This is a genomic window from Legionella septentrionalis (assembly GCF_003989745.1).
Lineage (GTDB): Bacteria > Pseudomonadota > Gammaproteobacteria > Legionellales > Legionellaceae > Legionella_A > Legionella_A septentrionalis.
The window spans coordinates 22,812-36,095 of record NZ_RZGS01000015.1; the positions used below are offsets into that span (position 1 = coordinate 22,812).

Sequence of the window (13,284 nt, forward strand, 5' to 3'; positions counted from 1 at the left end):
TTAGTGGCTTGTCTATTGTAACCAAAAGCCCCCTCCCTAATGCAAGTACGAATCAGCCTCTATTCAATAGTGGTATTCCGTCTAAAACGAACAGAGGCATGAGTTGCACGTGCTACAGCCTCATCCAGGGCTGCTTTGGGACTTTTAAGACCTGCAAAAATCCCCTCTAAAGCTTCATCATTAATTCGCCTTATTTGCATTTGAATTCGTAATGGAGGACGCGGCACTGCAGTGAATTCCATTTGTGCCAATGCAAGAGAGGGATGCTGACTGCCTTGCGCCAGGGATTTATAAACACCGTTTACTCCTAAGGGTAAATAACCGGTGTTATTGTGCCAGGTTTGCTGAACGTCTGGTTTTGCCAAAAACACAAAAAAAGCAGCCACGCCTTGATAAACGGCAGATGAATGCCCCGCAACAGCCCAAAGCGCCGCACCGCCTGTGACATTGTTAAATCGAACGGGACTAATTTTTTGATCAAGCGGTAATGGGGCTATGCCCATAGGAAAAGAAACCATGCTTTTTAAACTATTATAGCCACCCGATGATTGGCTAAACAACGGGCATCTTCCGCTAGTAAATAATATAGTTGGATCATCACCGCGGCCGCCGTACTCAAAATAGTGTGCCTGCTGCCACCTTAATAAGCGCTCTAAATGTTCAATCATGGGCTTTTGATTATAAACCGCCTGGGTATTATCTTCGGTTAACATGGGCAAGCCATGGATGGCTGCAAAGGATTCTATTAATACCCAAGCTGGATGCGCTGAGGTAAATGCACAGGGGTATCCCGCTTTCCGCAGGTCGGCTGCGAGAAGTTCCAATTCTTCCCAGGTTTTGGGGAATGATTGATTAGAATACCCGGCTTTAGCCAATGCATCAGCATTGTAGAAAATTACAGGTACGGATGAATTAAACGGCATGGCTTTAAGATGACCATTTTCGCTGTAGTACGTGCGGATGGCAGGATAAAAGCTTTCCAAGGGTAAGTTCATTTTTTGCTCAGCCATTAATTCATGCAAAGGCTTAATGATGCCTCTTGGCGATAACATGGTCGGCATACCGACTTCAAAAACCTGCACTAATGCCGGAGGTTGTTTAGCCCGAAAAGCAGCTGCAAAGCTGGTGAGCGTTTCAAGGTAATCGCCTTTGTATACAGGTTTAACCTGATATTCTTCCTGGCTCTTGTTAAATCGGCTGACTAGTTGCTGGACTTCATGACCCAGCTGCCCTGCAAATGAATGCCATAGAATAATTTCTACAGGTTTTTCTTTCGCCCAAGTTACAAGTGCTGAAAAACATAACCAGCTTATAAATAGCAAACGAAAGATCATGACAACAGATCAGGATAGTCACTGAACACGGCGTCTACTCCCCAGGCAAAAAGTTTTAAAGCCTGGCGCTTATGGTTTACAGTATAAGCATAAACTTTATAACCCTGTTGCTTAATTTCAGCGACGCGTGCCTTCGTTAAAATGCATTTATTGAGATTAACGGACATGCACTGCAATTCTTTCGCATGCTGTAGCCAATTATCCTGCCATTCATGCAAAAGCAAAGCCAAAGGAATTTCCGGGGCGATGCTCCGGCATAAATACAATGCGTCGCGATCAAAACTTGATAACAAAGGTAATTCCAGATCGGATGGCCAATATTGATTTAAATGCGACAATACGGCAATGGTTACCGGTTCAAACTGACCGGGATGAGGCTTGATTTCTATATTCGCTTGAATTTTTGCCGCACTGAACCATTGCAATGTTTCTTGCAAGCTTGGAATTTTTTCGTTATGAAAGCGCCTGGAAAACCAGGTGCCGGCATCCAGCGAGCGTACCTGTTCGGAACGCATCCTCCCAAACTCGCCACGCCCATTTGTCGTGCGCTCCAGGTTATCGTCATGAAAAATAAAGGGGTCTCCGTCCTCACTTAGCATGACGTCAAACTCAATGAAACGGCTTCCCAAGGATAATGCCTTGTTAAACGCAGCCATCGTATTTTCTGGTGTATAGGCTGAAGCACCGCGATGAGCGATCACACGAGCAATTTCCAACTTTATTCCCCTTGACGATTAGAAGCAGCCTGGACAACAGCCGTCATGGTTAATTCATTACTGACCGAGACGTCCAAAGCGGCAGGCAATGCCATGGTATTAATAGCTTCGCGCGCTTGCATGGCTTTAGGTTGCAAAGGAACTGCATCACCCTCAACGAAGGTCAAGTTATATAGCGTATAATTTTGCCCGGTATATACGCGATTAATGCGTGCCAACTCGGCATAGGTTTGTTGGTATAATTGCTCACGCAGCTGCGTTTTAATTTGCTGTACTTCCTCAAGACTCGGTTTAAATTCAATCATACTGATTTCATAACTTGTACCCGGTTTACTAACCGATTTTGCGTGTTGATATACCTCGGTCAAACTGGTTTGATCCACGCGTGCCTGCGCCTGTACAGTCAATTTTTCAAGGCCTGAATTATCCTGCGAGCGCTCAAACTGGAGTAAATGCCAATCTCCTTTGGCAATTTGGGAAAGATTACCCATGATTTCTGCCCGGGCCTTAGCCAAGTCTGCATGAGTTAAGGTTGCATTCACATTTACCGTCAGCAAAGCCGTTTTGGTGTTTACCCATTGTCTTGCCGTGACTTGAAATGTAACCTTATCCAGTAATACATCCGGCGATTCATCTGCTGCATAACTGGTAGGGGTCAGGGCGAAGAGCGCAAGCAAGCCAGCTATTTTTTTCATAATCATTCTCCGGAAACAAAGCTTCCTAGTGTACGACAGGTTTATCTTTTGTGTCATCCTTGCTGCAAATAAATTGCATTTTTTATACACAAATTAGTTACATAATATACGTTTGGGACGGTAAAAACACACAGCATTCGTATACAAAACTTTTTCAGCCAGTTCATCCCCCAGGGCCTTACGAATCAAATGAATATCCCGCTCAGCAAATGGACGCGCGGCGCGGGTGGATGGTAAGTCTGTGCCAAACAATAAGGCAGCCGGGTCTATCGCGGCTATTTCGGTCAATACATGCGGAATATGCATCGCTAAGCGTCCAAAACCTGTTGCCTTTATCTTTACTCCCTGTTTTACCAATTTCAACAAAGCAGGCAATGCTGTATCTGATAATCCTAGATGATCAATACTTAATGCAGGAAATTGTAACAAAGCCGGCATTAAGGCGTTAAGCTGTGCGGCATTAAGATAAAGTTCAATGTGCCATTGCACGAGCTCATAAATTCTGCGTGCGAATTGTGTCAATTCAGGCATATCTATCTTATGGCCACGAAATAAATTAACACGCACGGCTCTTACGCCGCTTGCATCCAATTTGATGAGGGCAGCATCGCTCACCGTAAAAGGTAATTGGGTGACGCCCACAAATGCAGTACCCAATGCTTGCAGCGCTGCTAAAAGATACGTTTGATCAAACCCCTGGAAAGATGCAGATACCAGGGCCCCGCCTTTTACAGGCAAATTTTTTGTGCGCAGCATATAATCATTCCGGGTAAATTGTTGTGGCAAGTACCCTTGATTCGCAGTGAGCGGAAATCCATAATCAATAATATGAAAGTGCGCATCGAAGATGTTAAGCATGTTTCGGCTAAATAAATTTTAAACAAGTTCCTAGAAGTGTAGTCGAGCCTGTTGATGGATTTATATTTTACTTGCCTTAATTTGTCATTTACTGAAACATATTGTTTTTAAAAAACCAAAATTACACTTCCGGTTCGCAGGCAATGAGCATTGATTTAGAAATGAAATCCGTCTATAACATTACACATTATTGCATTTAGGAGTTTTACCCATGATTTCCGTCGACTCACTCAAGCCCAGTACCCCCACCCTGGATCTAAATGAAGATTTTTTGGAATATGCTTTATCACGGGGATTTGGTGAGCTCCACTTTAAAGTTGATCGCGAAACAGGAATGAAGGCGATTGTTGCCATCCACAGTACCAAACTTGGCCCCGCTCTGGGAGGATGCCGCTTCATTCACTATCCAGACACTACGGCTGCATTATATGATGCAATGCGTTTAGCGCGCGGGATGAGTTATAAAGCGGCGCTCGTTAACCTGCCATTGGGCGGAGGCAAGGCGGTTATCATTGAGCCCAGCAAGCCTTACGACAGAACCGCTTATTTGCATCGGTTTGGAGAATTTGTTAATGATTTGGGCGGTCGTTATATCACGGCGCTGGACAGCGGTACTCAGTTAAGCGATATGGATATTATTGCAGAGCATACCCCACATGTAGCCAGTTTATCCAGCCATAACGGTGATCCTTCTCCATATACTGCGAAAGGCATCTTACGTGGAATCCAAGCTGCTGTTTTTTTTAAACTAGGCAGAGAAAATTTAAATGGCTTGCACGTTGCCCTGCAAGGTTTAGGCCATGTCGGCTATTTGTTAGCGCAGCATCTTCATGAATTGGGTGTAAACCTCACGGTAGCAGATATTAATCCCGAACGCGTTGAGCAAGCTGTAAAGGAATTTGGCGCTTCTGCAGTTGCCACTGAGAATATCCATAAAATACCTTGCGATGTCTTTTCTCCCTGTGCGCTCGGTGCTGTAATTAATGATATAACCATCAATCAATTGCAAACTGGCATTGTCGCGGGTGCCGCCAACAATCAGCTGGCCCATGCTTATCACGGTCAAAAATTGCATGACAAAGGCATTCTTTATGCTACCGACTATGTAATCAATGCAGGGGGGCTTATTTTTGCTGCCAGTAAATATCTGCATACCCAAGAGAGTCTGGTGAATCAGCAAATTGATGGAATAGGCACGACACTATTGCAAATTTTTGAGCGTTCAGCCAAAGAAAACAGACCGGTAAGCGTAATTACCGATACCCTTGCTCAAGAAAAATTGGCTTGAGGAAGATTAATGAAACATATCAACATGACGCCGGAATTGTACGAGTATCTGCTGCAGACATCAGTGCAAGAACACCCGGTATTGAAGGCATTGCGGGAAGAAACGGCAAAATTACCGCTCGCCAATATGCAAATCGCCCCTGAGCAAGCGCAATTCATGCAATTTCTTTTGCGTATAATCGGTGCTAAAAACGTTCTGGAGCTTGGCACGTTTACGGGCTATAGCTCCTTGGCTATGGCATTAGCATTGCCGGAAGATGGGCATTTGCTAACATGCGATATCAACGAGGAATGGACCGAAAAAGCTTATCCATTCTGGCGCGAAGCACACCAGGATAACAAAATTGAATTACGCCTGGGCAAAGCTTTAGACACGCTGGAAAAACTTGTTGCAACTCATAAGCATGCATTTGATTTTATTTTTATCGATGCCGATAAAACCAACTATGTAAATTATTATGAGTTATCCTTGCAGTTGGTAAAACCGCATGGAATTATCGCGATCGACAATGTATTGTGGAGCGGCAAGGTAGTCGATAAACAAGAAAACAATGGCCAAACTCGGGAAATTCGTAGGTTAAATGAAATCCTCCAGCATGATAAACGGGTATTCACAAGTTTATTGCCTATTGCCGACGGTTTATTTTTAATTCAACCCAAATAGCTGCTGCAACCTATTCATTCAAAGTACAAGGAGTCAGTATGAATCAACAGATGAAGGACAATCCCTGCGGTCTGAATGGCTTCGCGTTTCTGGAATTCTCAGGCCCAGATAAAGACGCTTTACACCGTCAGTTTCATGAAATGGGATTTCACCTTGCGGCAACTTTCGGGGAAGTTGCTCTTTTTAAACAGGGTGACATCCAGTTTATAGTAAATGGCGCAATCAATTGCCAGGCAGCGCAACATGCAAAAACCCATGGCCCTGGAGCTTGCGCTATGGGTTTTCGTGTACATGATGCAAACCATGCCTTTCAGTACGCTATTCAACATGGGGCAACCCCCTTTCAAGACTGTGCCCATGCCGATCACGGCTTACCCGCGATCGAAGCGATTGGCGGCAGTGTGATTTACTTTGTAGACGATTCGCATCAGCCGTTTGCAGGCAAATGGACAAACACCAGTCATGATGAAACGCCTTCAGCCGGACTCAAAGGCATTGATCATTTAACTCATAATGTATTTCGCGGCAACATGGATAAATGGGCTAAGTTTTATGAAACCATTTTTAATTTCAGTGAGATTCGTTATTTCAATATTAAAGGTAAAATGACCGGATTGATTAGCCGAGCTCTGGCCAGCCCGTGCGGAAAAATTAAGATCCCGTTAAATGAATCCAAAGATGATCATTCACAAATTGAAGAATTCCTGCATGAATATAGAGGCGAGGGCATTCAACACGTCGCGCTCAGCACTGAAAATATCTACGAAACAGTGCGCTCTTTAAGAAAACACGGTGTACGTTTCCTGGATGTACCGGATACGTATTATGAAATGATTAACAACCGCATACCATGGCATACCGAACCCATTGCAAACTTAAGACAAGAAAAAATTTTAATCGATGGTGAAGCTGAAGCTGCAGGCGGCCTGTTACTACAAATTTTTACCGAAAACTTATTTGGTCCGGTATTTTTTGAAATCATTCAGCGGCACGGCAACCAGGGTTTTGGCGAAGGTAATTTCCAAGCACTATTTGAAGCGATCGAGCGAGACCAAATAAAACGCGGGACCTTACAAGAAACCAATTAAAGATGGCCCTGTGGTTATTCATATAACCGCAGGTAAAATAATTCCGGTAGAAATAATATGAAATTAGCCACGCTAAAATCAAAACAATCACGTGATGGCACGTTATGTGTCGTCAATAAAACATTAACTTATGCTGTTTGTGTGCCGCAAATCGCTGCAACACTACAGCTTGCGATAGAAAATTGGCAACAAGTTGTAAAACCTCTACAGCAAATTTATCAACAACTTAATGAAAACCTTTTGCGTGAAGCTTTTCCTTTTGACCCAGAACAAATGGCTTCCCCTTTACCGCGTGCGTTTCAATGGGCAGACGGCAGTGCTTATGTAAATCATGTAGAGCTGGTAAGAAAAGCCCGCGGTGCAGAAATGCCTGCTGATTTTTGGGTAAATCCTCTCATGTATCAAGGCGGCTCTGATGATTTTTTAGCCCCTACGGATCCTATTTTAGTCGCTGATGAAGCCTATGGAGTTGATTTTGAGGCAGAAGTAGCCGTTATCACCGATGATGTTCCCATGGGAGTGAGCCCCGGCGACGCACAAAAACACATACGTTTGTTGATGCTGGTCAATGATGTATCTTTGCGTAACCTTATCCCTGCTGAACTTGCCAAGGGCTTCGGTTTTTTTCAATCCAAGCCAGCAAGCAGCTTTTCTCCGATTGCGGTTACCCCTGATGAATTGGGAAGCCACTGGGATGGGCAGCGTCTGCATTTGCCTTTATGCAGTTATCTCAATGATGAGCTATTTGGTGAACCCAATGCCGGAATAGACATGACGTTTTCTTTTCCAGAGTTAATTGCGCATGCTGCAAAAACAAGAAACCTCAGTGCCGGCAGCATCATTGGCTCAGGTACTGTCTCCAATATTGATCGCAGTAGAGGTTCTTCGTGTATAGCAGAAAAGCGCATGCTTGAAATTTTACAGGAAGGAAAGGCTAAAACCCCATTTATGCGTTATGGCGATTCAATCCGTATCGAGATGAGAGATACAGCAGGAAACAGCATTTTTGGCGCCATTAACCAGCAGGTACAGCCCGTGGAAACGCATTCGAAAAATTGCCAAATTGAGGGACATCGTGAAACTTTATGATTATTTTCGCTCATCTGCGAGCTACCGCGTACGCATTGCTTTAAATTATAAAAATATCAGCTATGAACGTATACCTGTACACTTGGTGAATCATGGCGGCGAACAAAACCGGCCCGAGTATCTAGCACTTAACCCGCAAGGTCTTGTTCCTACTTTGGATGAAAATGGCCATATTTTAAGCCAGTCCCTTGCCATTATTGAATACTTGGAAGAAATATCCCCAAAACCTGCCCTCCTCCCGCAAACACCATTAGGACGAGGCTTGGTAAGAAGCCTTGCATACCTGATCGCCTGCGATATACACCCTTTAAATAATTTACGGGTACTGCAAGAGTTACGCCAAAACTTTGCTGCCACAGAAGAGCAAATTCAACAATGGTATCATCTCTGGCTAAAGAAAGGATTTACTGCGTTGGAAGCACGGTTGCAAGCCCTGCCGCGTAAAAATCACGTCTGCTATGGGCAGGAAATTACCTTAGCTGATGTTTGTCTGGTGCCGCAGGTATATAATGCAAAACGCTTTCATTTTTCGATGGACGCTTATCCATTGATTACTGAAATAAATGACTATTGCTCCCACTTGCCTGCATTTGCAGAAGCAGCTCCGGAGGCAGACACCTCCAGAGTGTTAATTGAAAATTAATTACCCTTTAAAATCTTCGGGGCCAATGTAATAGTCTGGATCAACGTAAAAATAGAAGCCTTTTATTAAAAGGATGAGCCCAACTATTAAAACAATGGCAGCAATTACATAATATGTTGGCCCGGAATACATTTTTTTGGAAACACTTACCATGCGCTCGGGAAGAGCAAGCCACAATAATGATTTAATAAGAATAATCCAACCAATTATTGTTACCAAAACGCGTGGTTCCAAAACCCAAATATTATGGGTTACAACGATAAACAACCCCAGAAGAAAGCCAAACGCAGCCGCTACTATCATCTGTGCGCCATCAGGCCTCATTTCTAGAACCAGTGCCTGGAAATAAGTTTTTCTGGATAGCAGAATAATCGCTATAACCGTGAAATACAATCCTAAAACTTGTGCCAACACTACGGAATGAAACATTGGTCCAAACATAGCATACTCCCTGCAGATGTCTCTTTATTAAGTAAAGACTTAAATGCTTTATTTTGCAAATGCTTAAACCTTAAAGCTGGCTGCTAAAACCATGCTTTTTTTATTTTAGCAGGATGCATCCCACCAGTAGTTTCCTGCAACATTTGCCATTCCGCTGAACAGCGCTGCACATGACCGAATAAGCGAGTTTTATTATCACACACATAACGAACCGGCAGACCATCTATTTGCCCGAACGACTGTACAGCCAGGCATTTTTCCCCACTCAAAAGTTCAATAGCCCAGGGAAAAGCAGTAGACATATCCAGGACTTCATTTTGGCTACTATCCAAAGGTTTAGCCAAGGTAACCTGCACTCCTTTGCTTTCCCAGGGAGAAGATAGGCATACCGCCAGCGGGTTTTCAGAAGAATCCTTCGCAAAACAGGGATCATAGGTTTTATCAGCCACCGTGCATTTCCACGCATCTTCTCTTCTGATAAGGTAGGATTGCTCTTTACATTCCCCACTGCTGGCAAGCTCAATTGCAATTGGCAATTCCCTAGCAGCAAACGGCCTGTAATATTGTAATTCGGTATCCTTGGCAAAAATTAACGAAGAACACAAGCTCAAAAACAAAAACACTTCGCGCTGCATACTATTCCCACCTTTATTTTATTTGGTGTATTATTCAATTATATTGTCAGCGATAAAAGCAACCGTTATTTTCGCTAAAGTTGAATCCAGGCGTTTCATCACTCAAGCTTTTGTCATACACGATTACTTCCTGCTACTTCCAGCCAGGATAAAGCAAGGATAAAAAACCTTATTCAACGAGCTGCCTCAGCCTAATGTTTAGGCAAGCAAACGAAAGGCATTCAATTGACTGATTACTTGCCAGGCAGTGGAATATTTTGGAGTATATATGAGCAATGTCTTTACAGTAAAACAGAGTTTGAATGGCGAAATCGATGTTGATAAAACCGTTACGGTGCGTGGATGGGTAAAAACCAGACGGGATTCCAAAGCCGGGCTCTCATTCATAAGCCTCCATGACGGGTCTTGCTTTGCGCCGATACAAATTGTTGTTCCCGAAAATCTTCCTAATTATCAAACGGATGTATTAAAAATAACGACTGGATGTTCCTTGATCGCCACTGGAAAACTTGTCGCCTCGCAAGGCAAAGGCCAATCGTTTGAAATTCAAGCTGAGCAAATTGAAGTAATAGGCTGGGTAGACAATCCGGATACCTATCCAATTCAGGCAAAGCGACACACGCTTGAATTTTTACGTGAAGTAGCGCATCTTCGTCCACGCACCAACACGATTAGCGCGGTCACGCGTGTGCGCAACTCTTTGGCGCAAGCAATACATCGATTCTTCCATGAGCAAGGTTATTTCTGGATCCATACTCCTATCATCACTGCCAGTGATTGTGAAGGTGCAGGTGAACTTTTCCGCGTCAGCACTTTGGATTTATTAAATCTGCCAAAAAATGAGCAAGGCCAGGTGGATTTTTCTAAAGATTTCTTTGGCCGTGAAGCTTTCCTCACCGTGTCTGGTCAGTTAAACGTAGAATCTTATTGTTTGGCCCTGTCTAAGGTTTACACGTTTGGCCCAACCTTTAGAGCGGAAAACTCAAATACCAGTCGTCACCTTGCCGAATTTTGGATGGTTGAGCCGGAGGTAGCATTTGCTACGCTTGCGGATATTAGTCTGCTCAGTCAAAAAATGCTGCAATATGTCTGTAAAACCGTACTGGATGAACAAGCGGACGATATGAATTTCTTTAACCAATTTGTCGATCCGGGGTGTATTGCACGCGCAGAGCATATTGTCAATTCTGATTTTGAAATCATGACTTATACAGATGCCATTCATGCTCTGGAAAAAGCGCCTGTCAAATTTGCTTTTCCGGTGAGCTGGGGGCTGGATTTACAATCAGAACATGAACGCTATCTGGCAGAAGAATTGTGTAAAAAACCGGTCATTCTCACGGATTACCCGAAAGATATTAAAGGCTTTTACATGAAGCTTAATGATGACGGGCGCACTGTTGCCGCGATGGATGTGTTAGCACCCGGCATCGGGGAAATTATTGGCGGCAGTGAGCGTGAATATCGCCTTGAGATGCTTGACAAACGCATGGATGAATGCGGCTTGGATAAGGAACTTTACCAATGGTATAGAGATTTACGACGCTACGGGACTGTTCCGCACGCCGGATTTGGTTTAGGTTTGGAACGGTTAGTAAGCTACATCACCGGGGTTAGCAACATTCGTGATGTAATTCCATTCCCGCGTACACCGGGCCACGCTGAATATTAATCGCCGTCCACAGGATGCCTGTGGATGCGTCATGAGTTGCCGTAGCAGCATACTGCTTTACGTCAGAGGGGGCCCTGCATACGCTTTGACGCAAGCAAACATGAGGCAATGTCCCTGAAGTTGCCTCATGTTGCAATTCCTAATCATTTAACTGCAATAACTGGCCTTCTTGTAAGGTTAGGATTTTGTCCATACGCTTTGCCAACTCCATATCATGCGTAACTATCACCAAAGCGGTGTGTAACCGCTGATTTAAATCAAGCATTAAATCAAAAACTTTCAATGCGGTGGCATGATCCAAATTGCCGGTGGGTTCATCAGCAAACACGCACTGAGGCTTATGCACCAATGCACGTGCAATGGCAACGCGCTGTCTTTCCCCACCCGATAACTGAGAGGGTTTATGTTGTTCTCGTGCAGCCAACCCAACTTCGGCAAGAATCATCCGTGCTTGTGCACGTGCTTTTTCAGTGGGCTCTCCCGCCAGCAATAATGGCATGGCAACATTTTCAAGCGCAGTAAACTCAGGCAGCAAATGATGAAACTGGTAAATAAAACCCAAATTTTTATTTCTGGTCTGACAACGTTGCTTTTCCGATAACGATTGCCAGTCCACACCTTCAATGGATACTTGTCCCCCGCTCGGCTTATCAAGCCCTCCCAAAAGATGGAGCAGCGTGCTTTTCCCGGAGCCCGAAGGTCCTACGATTGCAATGCGGGCACCTTTTTCTACAGAAAAATTAACATCCTGCAGCACCGCTACAGACACCTGACCGTCACGATAGGTTTTACCAAGGTTAGAGGAACAAACAATCATTTTATTCATAATGCAAAGCCTCAGCAATTACCGTTCTTGAAGCGCGCCATGCGGGATATATGGTAGCTAAAAAACTCATCAACAAAGCAGCTATACACACTTGCAATAAATCTTTTAATAAAATTTTGGAAGGTAAATAATCGACAAAATAAATATTAGACGATAATAAATGCACCCCAAATAAAGTTTGTAAGAAATTGACGATTTCTGTGGCATTACTGGCTAAAATCAATCCTCCTATTAACCCAAGTACCGTGCCAACGATACCGACCATCATACCTTGCACGATGAAAATCCAGAGGATCATTCCGGGCGTAGCCCCAATGGTACGTAAAATAGCAATTTCGGCTTGCTTGTCATTCACTACCATGACCAAAGATGACACCAAATTAAATGCCGCCACTGCAATGATTAAAAGAAGAATGAGAAACATCATGGTTTTTTCCATTTTAACAGCTTGGAAAAAAGCACCGAACTGGTTTGTCCAATTACCAACCTCATATTCCTCACCCAGTTTAACGGCCAATTGTTCGGAAAGGCTGGGCGCCTGGTATACATCGGCTATTTTCATTTTAATGCCGGTCACTTCATCACTACTCAACTGCAATAGCTTTTGTGCATCCGCTATGTTGATGAAAGCAAGTTTGGTATCAAAATTAAATCCAGAGCCTGCTGAAAATACCCCTTTCACCGTAAAACGCTTGAAACGAGGAACCATACCGGCTGGGGTTACCGTTGCTTGCGGGATCATGATGGTAACCTTATCCCCTATCATGACCCCCAAATTGTCTGCCAGCCCGCGTCCAAGAATGATGCCGAAATCGTGCAAATCCTTCATGCTGCCGGTAATCATTTTTTCTTCCAAATGATTAACGCGCCCTTCATATTCCGGAGAAATGCCGGTTAAAATAATCGCCAATACCTGCCCTTCATGGGTCAATAATCCCTGCTCACCTACATAAGGAGCAATGGCAGTGACCCCGGGATAATGTTCCAATTCTTTTGCCAAGCCCTGCCAATTGCTGATTTTGCCATCCCGGCCCGTCACCGTAATCTCCGGTGCCATGCCAAAAAAACGTTTATGGATTTCCTCATCAAATCCATTCATCACGGAAAGTACGGTAATGAGCACCATGACGCCCATGCCGATACCCAGCATGGAACTTAATGAAATGAATGAAACAAAGTGATTTTTCTTTTTAGCACGCGTGTAACGCATGCCAATATACAACGCCAATGGCTTGAACATAGATGATTTAAGTGGGTTAAAACTTCTATTGTAGTGAAAATAATGCTGACATGATACCTTTAGAAGATATTATAGGCATGCAACTGTGCTCCATTG

At 43.9% G+C, this 13,284-nt stretch carries 14 protein-coding genes; 6 read left to right on the top strand and 8 right to left on the bottom strand.

The features are described from left to right. Positions 1-59: 59 nt before the first annotated feature. The 4 genes from ELY11_RS06625 to ELY11_RS06640 all read right to left on the bottom strand — a co-directional run bounded on the left by ELY11_RS06625 (position 60) and on the right by ELY11_RS06640 (position 3,603). Positions 60-1,334 carry an extracellular solute-binding protein gene (locus tag ELY11_RS06625; protein WP_127032736.1) on the bottom strand — a complete coding sequence of 425 codons (1,275 nt, stop codon included), beginning with the start codon at positions 1,332-1,334 and terminating at the stop codon, positions 60-62. Next, positions 1,331-2,050 carry a glycerophosphodiester phosphodiesterase gene (gene ugpQ / locus ELY11_RS06630; protein ID WP_126953912.1) on the bottom strand — a complete coding sequence of 240 codons (720 nt, stop codon included), beginning with the start codon at positions 2,048-2,050 and terminating at the stop codon, positions 1,331-1,333. Before ugpQ ends, ELY11_RS06625 begins: the two co-directional genes overlap by 4 nt. A gap of 2 nt (positions 2,051-2,052) precedes the next feature. Next, the gene (locus ELY11_RS06635; protein WP_126953913.1) at positions 2,053-2,745 is read right to left on the bottom strand and encodes a hypothetical protein; all 693 of its coding nucleotides are present in this window, start codon (positions 2,743-2,745) and stop codon (positions 2,053-2,055) included. Between the two features lie 93 nt (positions 2,746-2,838). Beyond that, positions 2,839-3,603 carry an amidohydrolase family protein gene (locus ELY11_RS06640; protein ID WP_127032737.1) on the bottom strand — a complete coding sequence of 255 codons (765 nt, stop codon included), beginning with the start codon at positions 3,601-3,603 and terminating at the stop codon, positions 2,839-2,841. Between the two features lie 211 nt (positions 3,604-3,814). Between ELY11_RS06640 and ELY11_RS06645 the strand changes: the two genes are divergently transcribed. Genes ELY11_RS06645 through maiA form a run of 5 tightly spaced genes read left to right on the top strand, consistent with a single transcriptional unit; the run spans position 3,815 to position 8,374 of the window. After that, the gene (locus ELY11_RS06645) at positions 3,815-4,891 is read left to right on the top strand and encodes a Leu/Phe/Val dehydrogenase (protein ID WP_127032738.1); all 1,077 of its coding nucleotides are present in this window, start codon (positions 3,815-3,817) and stop codon (positions 4,889-4,891) included. Positions 4,892-4,900: 9 nt separating this feature from the next. After that, the gene (locus ELY11_RS06650) at positions 4,901-5,554 is read left to right on the top strand and encodes a class I SAM-dependent methyltransferase (RefSeq protein ID WP_127032739.1); all 654 of its coding nucleotides are present in this window, start codon (positions 4,901-4,903) and stop codon (positions 5,552-5,554) included. A gap of 38 nt (positions 5,555-5,592) precedes the next feature. Beyond that, the gene (gene hppD / locus ELY11_RS06655; protein WP_127032740.1) at positions 5,593-6,642 is read left to right on the top strand and encodes a 4-hydroxyphenylpyruvate dioxygenase; all 1,050 of its coding nucleotides are present in this window, start codon (positions 5,593-5,595) and stop codon (positions 6,640-6,642) included. Positions 6,643-6,699: 57 nt separating this feature from the next. Next, positions 6,700-7,731, top strand: a complete 1,032-nt coding sequence (locus ELY11_RS06660) for a fumarylacetoacetate hydrolase family protein (RefSeq protein ID WP_126953918.1) — start codon at positions 6,700-6,702, stop codon at positions 7,729-7,731. Beyond that, complete coding sequence (gene maiA / locus ELY11_RS06665) at positions 7,718-8,374, top strand: maleylacetoacetate isomerase (RefSeq protein ID WP_126953919.1); 657 nt, start codon at positions 7,718-7,720, stop codon at positions 8,372-8,374. Before ELY11_RS06660 ends, maiA begins: the two co-directional genes overlap by 14 nt. Here maiA and ELY11_RS06670 read toward each other — a convergent pair whose 3' ends face one another. Both ELY11_RS06670 and ELY11_RS06675 read right to left on the bottom strand, forming a co-directional pair. Beyond that, a complete protein-coding gene (locus ELY11_RS06670; RefSeq protein WP_126953920.1) occupies positions 8,375-8,815 on the bottom strand; it encodes a hypothetical protein in 441 nt (146 codons plus the stop codon). A gap of 83 nt (positions 8,816-8,898) precedes the next feature. Then, the gene (locus ELY11_RS06675) at positions 8,899-9,450 is read right to left on the bottom strand and encodes a hypothetical protein (protein ID WP_127032741.1); all 552 of its coding nucleotides are present in this window, start codon (positions 9,448-9,450) and stop codon (positions 8,899-8,901) included. A gap of 268 nt (positions 9,451-9,718) precedes the next feature. Between ELY11_RS06675 and asnS the strand changes: the two genes are divergently transcribed. Next, complete coding sequence (gene asnS, locus ELY11_RS06680; RefSeq protein WP_127032742.1) at positions 9,719-11,122, top strand: asparagine--tRNA ligase; 1,404 nt, start codon at positions 9,719-9,721, stop codon at positions 11,120-11,122. A 139-nt stretch (positions 11,123-11,261) separates the two neighbouring features. On the opposite strand, the gene lolD is transcribed toward asnS, so the two are convergent. Together lolD and ELY11_RS06690 are read right to left on the bottom strand one after the other, a co-directional pair. Further along, the gene (lolD, locus tag ELY11_RS06685; RefSeq protein WP_126953923.1) at positions 11,262-11,948 is read right to left on the bottom strand and encodes a lipoprotein-releasing ABC transporter ATP-binding protein LolD; all 687 of its coding nucleotides are present in this window, start codon (positions 11,946-11,948) and stop codon (positions 11,262-11,264) included. Further along, positions 11,941-13,188, bottom strand: a complete 1,248-nt coding sequence (locus tag ELY11_RS06690) for a lipoprotein-releasing ABC transporter permease subunit (RefSeq protein ID WP_126953924.1) — start codon at positions 13,186-13,188, stop codon at positions 11,941-11,943. Before ELY11_RS06690 ends, lolD begins: the two co-directional genes overlap by 8 nt. Positions 13,189-13,284: the final 96 nt, after the last annotated feature.

Excerpts from the sequence above, each read along its gene's own strand:
- ELY11_RS06625 (WP_127032736.1), bottom strand. The coding sequence starts at position 1,334 with ATGATCTTTCGTTTGCTATTTATAAGCTGGTTATGTTTTTCAGCACTT.
- ELY11_RS06635 (WP_126953913.1), bottom strand. The coding sequence starts at position 2,745 with ATGAAAAAAATAGCTGGCTTGCTTGCGCTCTTCGCCCTGACCCCTACC.
- ELY11_RS06640 (WP_127032737.1), bottom strand. The coding sequence starts at position 3,603 with ATGCTTAACATCTTCGATGCGCACTTTCATATTATTGATTATGGATTT.
- ELY11_RS06645 (WP_127032738.1), top strand. The coding sequence starts at position 3,815 with ATGATTTCCGTCGACTCACTCAAGCCCAGTACCCCCACCCTGGATCTA.
- ELY11_RS06650 (WP_127032739.1), top strand. The coding sequence starts at position 4,901 with ATGAAACATATCAACATGACGCCGGAATTGTACGAGTATCTGCTGCAG.
- hppD (WP_127032740.1), top strand. The coding sequence starts at position 5,593 with ATGAATCAACAGATGAAGGACAATCCCTGCGGTCTGAATGGCTTCGCG.
- ELY11_RS06660 (WP_126953918.1), top strand. The coding sequence starts at position 6,700 with ATGAAATTAGCCACGCTAAAATCAAAACAATCACGTGATGGCACGTTA.
- ELY11_RS06670 (WP_126953920.1), bottom strand. The coding sequence starts at position 8,815 with ATGTTTGGACCAATGTTTCATTCCGTAGTGTTGGCACAAGTTTTAGGA.
- ELY11_RS06675 (WP_127032741.1), bottom strand. The coding sequence starts at position 9,450 with ATGCAGCGCGAAGTGTTTTTGTTTTTGAGCTTGTGTTCTTCGTTAATT.
- asnS (WP_127032742.1), top strand. The coding sequence starts at position 9,719 with ATGAGCAATGTCTTTACAGTAAAACAGAGTTTGAATGGCGAAATCGAT.
- lolD (WP_126953923.1), bottom strand. The coding sequence starts at position 11,948 with ATGAATAAAATGATTGTTTGTTCCTCTAACCTTGGTAAAACCTATCGT.
- ELY11_RS06690 (WP_126953924.1), bottom strand. The coding sequence starts at position 13,188 with ATGTTCAAGCCATTGGCGTTGTATATTGGCATGCGTTACACGCGTGCT.